This is a genomic window from Malikia granosa (genome assembly GCF_002980595.1).
GTDB classification, from domain to species: Bacteria; Pseudomonadota; Gammaproteobacteria; order Burkholderiales; family Burkholderiaceae_C; genus Malikia; species Malikia granosa.
In genome coordinates this window covers 38,570-45,325 of the sequence record NZ_PVLQ01000001.1, presented here as the reverse complement: position 1 = coordinate 45,325, position 6,756 = coordinate 38,570, and the positions used below count along the sequence as shown (strand labels likewise).

5 protein-coding genes are annotated in these 6,756 nt (G+C 71.5%); 1 reads left to right on the top strand and 4 read right to left on the bottom strand.

The annotated features are described in order from the left end of the window. Nucleotides 1-112 precede the first annotated feature (112 nt). Genes C6P64_RS00230 through C6P64_RS00215 form a run of 4 tightly spaced genes read right to left on the bottom strand, consistent with a single transcriptional unit; the run spans nucleotide 113 to nucleotide 5,080 of the window. Nucleotides 113-1,855, bottom strand: a complete 1,743-nt coding sequence (locus tag C6P64_RS00230; RefSeq protein WP_105746590.1) for an ABC transporter ATP-binding protein/permease — start codon at nucleotides 1,853-1,855, stop codon at nucleotides 113-115. Nucleotides 1,856-1,862: 7 nt separating this feature from the next. Beyond that, entirely contained in the window at nucleotides 1,863-2,759 is an 897-nt protein-coding gene (locus tag C6P64_RS00225; protein WP_105746589.1) for a 5'-nucleotidase, read from the bottom strand. 50 nt (nucleotides 2,760-2,809) lie between these two features. After that, a complete protein-coding gene (gene gspF, locus C6P64_RS00220) occupies nucleotides 2,810-4,036 on the bottom strand; it encodes a type II secretion system inner membrane protein GspF (protein ID WP_105746588.1) in 1,227 nt (408 codons plus the stop codon). A gap of 12 nt (nucleotides 4,037-4,048) precedes the next feature. Continuing rightward, nucleotides 4,049-5,080 carry an LLM class flavin-dependent oxidoreductase gene (locus C6P64_RS00215; protein WP_105746587.1) on the bottom strand — a complete coding sequence of 344 codons (1,032 nt, stop codon included), beginning with the start codon at nucleotides 5,078-5,080 and terminating at the stop codon, nucleotides 4,049-4,051. A 115-nt stretch (nucleotides 5,081-5,195) separates the two neighbouring features. Between C6P64_RS00215 and C6P64_RS00210 the strand changes: the two genes are divergently transcribed. Beyond that, nucleotides 5,196-6,605 (top strand): AfsR/SARP family transcriptional regulator, encoded by a 1,410-nt coding sequence (locus tag C6P64_RS00210; RefSeq protein ID WP_146115831.1) that lies wholly within the window; start codon nucleotides 5,196-5,198, stop codon nucleotides 6,603-6,605. The last annotated feature ends 151 nt before the right edge of the window (nucleotides 6,606-6,756 follow it).

The following is a 6,756-nucleotide window of genomic DNA, read 5'->3' as shown; positions in this document are numbered from 1 at the left end:
GCCCCGCTGGCGTGGCAGCAGCGGAGCGATCTGTTCGAATTGCTCGCGAGTCAGTTGCATCGCAACAGTTTCGAGCCAAGTCCACTGCCTTGTCAACTTGCGTTAACAGGCCCTAGCCCGCCAGCCGGCCCGAGGCCTCGACCGTCCACTGTCGCTCATGGAAGGCGGCCACCGAGGGGCGGTGCGCGATCGACACCAGCGCGCCGCCGCTGTCGCGCACCAGCGCGCGCAGCTTGCCGTAGATCTCGAGCTCGGCCGCCGCATCGAGCGCGCTGGTGGCCTCGTCGGCGAACAGCCAGCGCGGCTTCTTGAGCAGCGCGCGCGCCACCGCGAGGCGCTGCTGCTCGCCGCCCGAGAGCTTCTGGCCCCAGGCATCCTCGTCGTCGAGCCGGTCGGTCAGCTGCGGCAGCAGCGCGTCGCGCAGCGCCTGCCGCAGCTCGGCGTCGCTGTAGCGTTCGGCCGCCGCCGGGTAGGCCAGCGCGTCGCGCAACCGCCCGGTCGGGAAATAGGGCCGCTGCGGCAGGAACATCGCGTCCTGCTCGAAGCCGGCCGGCAGCCCGATGCGGCCCTGGGCATAGGGCCAGATGCCGGCCAGGGTGCGGAACAGCGATGACTTGCCGCTGCCCGACGGACCCTGCAGCAGCACGCTGTCGCCCGGGCGCAGCGCCAGGCCCTCGCCCTGCAGCAGCACGCGGCCGTCCGGCAGCGACAGGGTCAGCTGCTCCAGCCGCAGCTCGTCGCCGGCGCTGGCGCCGAGCAAGTCCTGGCCGTTGGCGCTGCGCAGGCTGTCCTCGAAGCCGGTCAGACGGTCGGTGGTCGCGCGCCAGCGCGCCAGCGCGTCGTAGTTGTCGACGAACCAGGACAGCGCATCCTGCACCCGGCCGAAGGCCGAGGCGATCTGCATCAGTTCGCCGAGCTGGATCGCGCCGCTGAAGAAGCGCGGCGCCGCCACCACGAACGGGAACACCACCGCCGCCTGGCCGAAACCGACGGTGAACCAGGTCAGGCGCTTCTGCGCCTTGATCAGCGCCAGGTAGTTCTTCAGCACGGCGCCGAAATGGCCACCGAGCTGGCGCTGCTCGACCGGCTCGCCGCGATCGAGCGCGATCGCCTCGCTGTACTCGCGCACCCGCACCAGGTGATGCCGGAAATCGGCCTCGCGCTTTTGCTGCTCGAAGTTCAGCCCGATCAGCGGTCGGCCGATGTAGTGGGTCAGCACGCTGCCGACCAAGGCATAGATCACCGCCATCCAGACCATGAAGCCGGGGATGTTCCAGTCGCTGCCGTTGAAATGGAAGCCGAAGCTGCCCGACAGCCCCCACAGGATGCCGACGAAGCTCGCCAGCGTGACGGCCGCGTTGAGCAGGCCCATGCTCAGGCCCACCGCCGACGAGGTGAACAGCCCCAGGTCCTCCTGGATGCGCTGGTCGGGGTTGTCGGGCAGGCGCTCGTTCTCGCGCGTGAAGCGCATCAGCTCGAGCCGGTAGAAGGCCTTGTGGCCGAGCCAGCGCCCCATCACATGGGCCGTCATCCAGGCGCGCCAGCGGATCTCGAGCAGTTGGGTCAGGTAGAAGCGGTAGACCGCGATCAGGATGTAGCCGAAGGCCAGTCCGGTGAAGCGCGCGAGCTGCTGCCAGAACACCTCGGCGTTCTTGTTCTGCAGCGCGTCGTAGAAGACCCGGTTCCATTCGTTGATCAGCACCAGCATGTAGACCGCGCCGAGATTGAGCGCCACTATCGCGGCGAGCAGGCCGCGCGCCTTCCATTTCTCGTCGGAGCCGAAATAGGGCGCGGACAGCGCCCAGGCGCGGGCCGCGAAATGGCGGAACTGGTTCAGCTTGGTCAGCAGGCTCATGGGGTCTTCAGGGGTTGGCGATGCCGGACGCCACATGGCCGGATGGCACATGCTGGGCGGCCGATTCGATGTGGCCGGTCTGGTCGTCGAAGAAGAAATCGGGCTCGAACTCGCGCAGGAACTCGCCCTTGGGCAGTCCGCCCAGGAACATCGCCTCGTCGATCGCGAGGTCCCAGTCCATCAGGGTGCGGATGGCGCGCTCGTGCGCCGGTGCGCTGCGCGCCGTCACCAGCGCGGTGCGCAGCCGCATGCCGGCGCTGGCAGCATCTTGCAGCTTCTGCAGCGCCTCGAGCAGCGGCTTGAACGGGCCGCCCGGCAGCGGCTGGTCGGCGCGGTCGATCTCGTGCTGCTGGAAGGCGCCCAGGCCCTGGGCCTGGTAGATGCGCTCGGCCTCGTCCGAGAACAGCACCGCGTCGCCGTCGAAGGCGATGCGCACCTCGTGCGGATGGGCATCGCTGGCGCGCACCGATTGCGGATAGACCTGGGCCGCCGGCACGCCGGCGTCGAGCGCGGCGCGCACGTCGCTCAGGTGCGTCGACAGGAACAGGTTGGCGCGCAGCGGGCGCAGGTAGCGCCAGGGCGGCTGGCCGCGCGTGAACACGCCGCGCTCTATGCCCAGGCCGTAATGCCGGGCCGAGCGGAACACGCGCAGCCCCGACACCGGATCGTTGCGCGACAGGATCACCACCTCGACGCGTTGTTCGCCGGGCGCGTTGAAGCTCAGCAGCTTGCGCACCAGCGAGAAGGCGACGCCAGGCTTTGCTGGCTGCTCCAGCCTCGAGAGCTGCAGCTGCATGTAGGCGCGGTCGTCGCCCTGCTCGAACACCAGGTTCTCCTGCTCGAAGTCGAACAGCGCCCGGGACGAGATCGCGACGACGAGCTGGCCTTCTAGGGTGGCTGGCATGTGGACTCCTGGGGTGGCGGCCCGGCTAGCTTAAGCCCTAGCGCCGCGATTCACTTCACGAGCTGATTGAGCTGGATGATGGGCAGCAGCACCGCGAGCACGATCAGCATCACCACCAGGCCCATCACGACGATCAGCAGCGGCTCGAGCAGGGTGGCCAGGCGCAGCGCGCGGCGCTGCACCTCGGCGCTGAGCTGGCCGGCCGCGCGCTCGAGCATGAGCGGCAGCTGGCCGGTCTGCTCGCCCAGGCGCGCGAACATCGAGATCAGGCCCGGGAAGCGCTTCTTCGACGCCAGCGCGCCGGCCAGCGGCGCGCCCTCGCGCACCAGCACCAGCGCATCGAGCGCATCGGCGCGCAGCGCGCGGTTGTTCAGCGTCTCGGCCGCGGTCTGCAGCGCGCGCAGGATGGGCACGCCGGCACCGGCCAGCATCGCGAGCGTGGCCGCGAAGCGCGCCGCGTTGTAGCCGCGCGCGATCCGGCCCAGCAGCGGCAGCTTGAGCCAGCCGGCGTCCATGCGCTCGCGCAGGGCGTCGTTGCGCCGCGCCTGGACCAGCGCGATCCCGCCGCCGGCCAGCAGCAGCGCCAGCAGCCAGCCCCATTGCCGCACCAGATTGCTCAGGCCTAGCATGACCACGGTTAGAGCGGGCAGCGCGCGCTTGCTGCCGGCGAACACGTTGGCGACCTGGGGCACGACATAACTCATCAGGAACATCACGATCACGACCGCGAACAGGGTCACGATGCCGGGGTAGAGCGCGGCCGAGATCAGCTTGTTGCGCAGCGCCTCGCGTTCCTCGAGGTCAGTCGCCAGCCGGTCGAGCACGGCGCCGAGCTGGCCGCCCTGTTCGCCCGCAGCGACCACCGCGCGGTAGCTGGCGTCGAACTCGCGCGGATGCTGGGCCAGCGCGCGCGCGAAGCTGGAGCCGGCATTCACCTCGGCGCGCAGGCTGGCGACCAGGCGCTGCTGCTCGGGCTGGTCGGCCTCGTCGGCCAGCGCCGCCAGCGCGCGCTCGAGCTGCAGGCCCGAACTCACCAGCCCCGCGAGCTGGCTGGTCCAGACCGACAGGCTGTTGGCGTTGAAGGTGCGCGCGCGCCAGAGCTGGCGGTTCCAGCCGGTGGCTGGCTCCTCCTCGCTGGCCATGGCCGGCGCGATCTCGAGCGGGATCAGTCCGCGCTGGCGCAGCAGGGCGCGCGCCGCGCGCGCGGTATCGGCCTCGAGCAGGCCTTGCTGGCTGCGGCCGTCGGCATCCAGGGCTTCGTAGCGGTAGGCGGGCATGAGCTCTCGTTCTCAGGCCGCCAGGGCGGCTTGCGGGAAGGCGTCGGCCAAGGCCTGCGCCGCGATGTCGAGCGCGCGCAGCCGCAGCGCCGGGTCGTGGATGTCGCACACCAGCATCAGCTCGTCGGCGCCGGTCAGCTCGGCCAGCCGCAGGAAACCCTCGCGCACCGTCGCGGGGCCGCCGATCACGCCCGCGGCCAGGAAGTCGACGATGGCGGCGCGGTGCTGCGCCGGCAGCCGCTCCATGAAGCCCGCATCGGGCGGCGGCAGCAGGCCGCGCTGGTTGCTCAGGATGCCGAGCACGCGCTGGTAATGGCTGCTCGCCAGGTATTCGGCTTCCTCGTCGGTCGGTGCTGCCGCCAGCGGCACGCCGATCATCACATAGGGCCGGTCGAGCTGGGCCGAGGGCCTGAAGTTCTGCCGGTACAGCTCGATCGCCTGCAGCAGCAGGCGCGGCGCGAAATGCGAGGCGAAGGCGTAGGGCAGGCCGCGCTCGGCTGCCAGCCGGGCCGAATACAGGCTCGAGCCCAGCAGCCAGATCGGCACCTCGGTGCCGGCGCCGGGCAGGGCGACCAGGCGCTGGCCGGGCTGGGCCGGCGCGAGCAGGCGCTGCAGCTCGGCGACATCGGCCGGGAAATCGTCTTCCGACTCGACCCGGTCGCGCCGCAGCGCGCGCATCGTCAGGCCATCGGTGCCGGGCGCGCGGCCCAAGCCTAGGTCGATCCGGCCCGGATACAGCTCGGCCAGGGTGCCGAAGGCCTCGGCCACGACCAGCGGCGCGTGGTTGGGCAGCATGATGCCGCCCGAGCCGACCCGGATGCGCTCGGTCGCGCCCGCGACATGGCCGACCAGCACCGCGGTGGCCGAGCTCGCGACGCCGGGGATGTTGTGGTGCTCGGCCAGCCAGTAGCGCACGAAGCCCAGGCTTTCGGCATGCCGGGCGGTACGGCTCGCGAGCGCCAGCGCATCGGCGACGCTGCTGCCCTGGCGCACGGCGACCAGGTCGAGCATGGACAGGCGGGGGGAGGGCAAGGTGGTGGACATGCGGGCATTGTAGGGACAGGATTTGTCACTAGAATTTCCGGCAAAACTAATGAATGGAAGTCGGTCGGCGCTGGGTGGGTCGGTCCCGTCCGGTCTGGCCGACTCAGGGGGGACCATGTCAGATCCGGACCAAGCCTTGGCGCCCGCAGAGCGGGCGGCCGAAGCCTGCCAGGCCATCGATGCGATCCTGTGCGCGGCGCGCGGTTTCGAGCAGCTCGAGCCCTGGCGCCAGGCCTTGCGCGACAGCCTCGAGGCCGGGCTGCCGGCCCGGCCCAGGGCGCAAGCGCTGCAGCGCCTCGGGCTGGTCGCCCTGCTGCGCGACGGTGACGTTGCCGCCGCCGGCCAGCATCTTGCCCAGGCGCTCGAGCAGCTCGATGCCGCCGACCCGAACGAGCTGCTGCTGCGCGCCCTGGCCGGCATCGCCGACAGCCTGGCCGGCCGGCTGGTGCGCGCCGATGTGCGGCTCTCCGATGCCGAGCTCGGCAGCCGCGCGGCCGGACTCCCCGCGCCGGCCCGCTGCTGGCTCGAGATCGCGCTGGCCCTCAACCGCCTGCTGCGGGGGGATGGCGCCGGGGCGCTGGAGCTGCTGGCTGGCACCGGAGACGCCATGTCCGACCCGGGCCCGGCCGAGCTGCTGCGGCTCGAGCTGGCCCTCTACGCGGCGGCGCTGCTGGGTTGCCGGGAGCAGGTCACGGCGCTCTCGGCCCGCCTCGCGCTGCTGCTGTTTCCCCTGCGGCTGACCCTGCTCGAGGCCGGCCGGCATTTCGTGCTCGGGGTCGCGGCCCTGCGGCAGGGCGATGCCCTGCGCGCCCTGGTCCATGCCGAGGAATGCGCCAGTGCCGGCAGCCGGGCCGGGGCCGGGCTGGCCGGCTTGCTGGCGGGCCTGCTGCAGGCCCAGGCCCTGGCCGACCTGCAACGGGCCGACGAGGCCCGCTCGCTGCTGCAGCAGCTCGGCCCGGACTGGGGCCGCCTCGGCCTGAGCCTGCTGGCTGCCATGGGCCGGTTCGAGCTGGCCCGGCTCGAAGCCCAGGCTGGCGAACTTGACCGCGCGCGCCAGGCGCTGGCGACGGCGCGCACCCTGCTGCCGCTCGGCGAGCCACTGGCATCGCCGCACCGCGGGCCCGACAGCCTGCTCGAGCTCGAGCGCCGGCTCGAAGGCGGCCCGGCGCCGGCCTCGAGCGCCCAGGCCCATGTGCGCATCCATACCCTGGGCGAATTCGTCGTCGAGATCCGGGGTCGGCGCCTCTACGACCGCGACTGGAAGGGGCAGCGCACCAAGTCGCTGCTGCTGGCGCTGATCCATGAAGGCGGCTACAAGGTGCCGGCCGAGCGCCTGTCCGACCTGCTCTGGCCCGACTCGGACGGCGACCAGGCGCAGCAGAACCTCAAGGTCGCGCTGCACCGCCTGCGTCGCCTCGGTTGCGCGCCCGGCGAGGCGCCGGTCAACTGGATCCATGTCAGGCATGGACAGGTCAGCCTCGCGCGCAGCCTGTGCTGGGTCGATACCCAGGCCGGCTGTAACTGATTTGGAACCTTGGCGCTGAGATGCTGCTGCCATCGCCCGGCGGCGGAGCTTCCTGCAGAGCGGAGCTGCGGCAGGCGGGCGATCAGGGGCCAGGCGCCAGCGCGTGGCAGACCGGCCTGCACTGCAGCAGCAGGCCTTGCTTCACAGGGAG

Coding starts and splice junctions, on each gene's coding strand:
- C6P64_RS00230 (WP_105746590.1), bottom strand. CDS start 1,855: ATGAGCCTGCTGACCAAGCTGAACCAGTTCCGCCATTTCGCGGCCCGC.
- C6P64_RS00225 (WP_105746589.1), bottom strand. CDS start 2,759: ATGCCAGCCACCCTAGAAGGCCAGCTCGTCGTCGCGATCTCGTCCCGG.
- gspF (WP_105746588.1), bottom strand. CDS start 4,036: ATGCCCGCCTACCGCTACGAAGCCCTGGATGCCGACGGCCGCAGCCAG.
- C6P64_RS00215 (WP_105746587.1), bottom strand. CDS start 5,080: ATGTCCACCACCTTGCCCTCCCCCCGCCTGTCCATGCTCGACCTGGTC.
- C6P64_RS00210 (WP_146115831.1), top strand. CDS start 5,196: ATGTCAGATCCGGACCAAGCCTTGGCGCCCGCAGAGCGGGCGGCCGAA.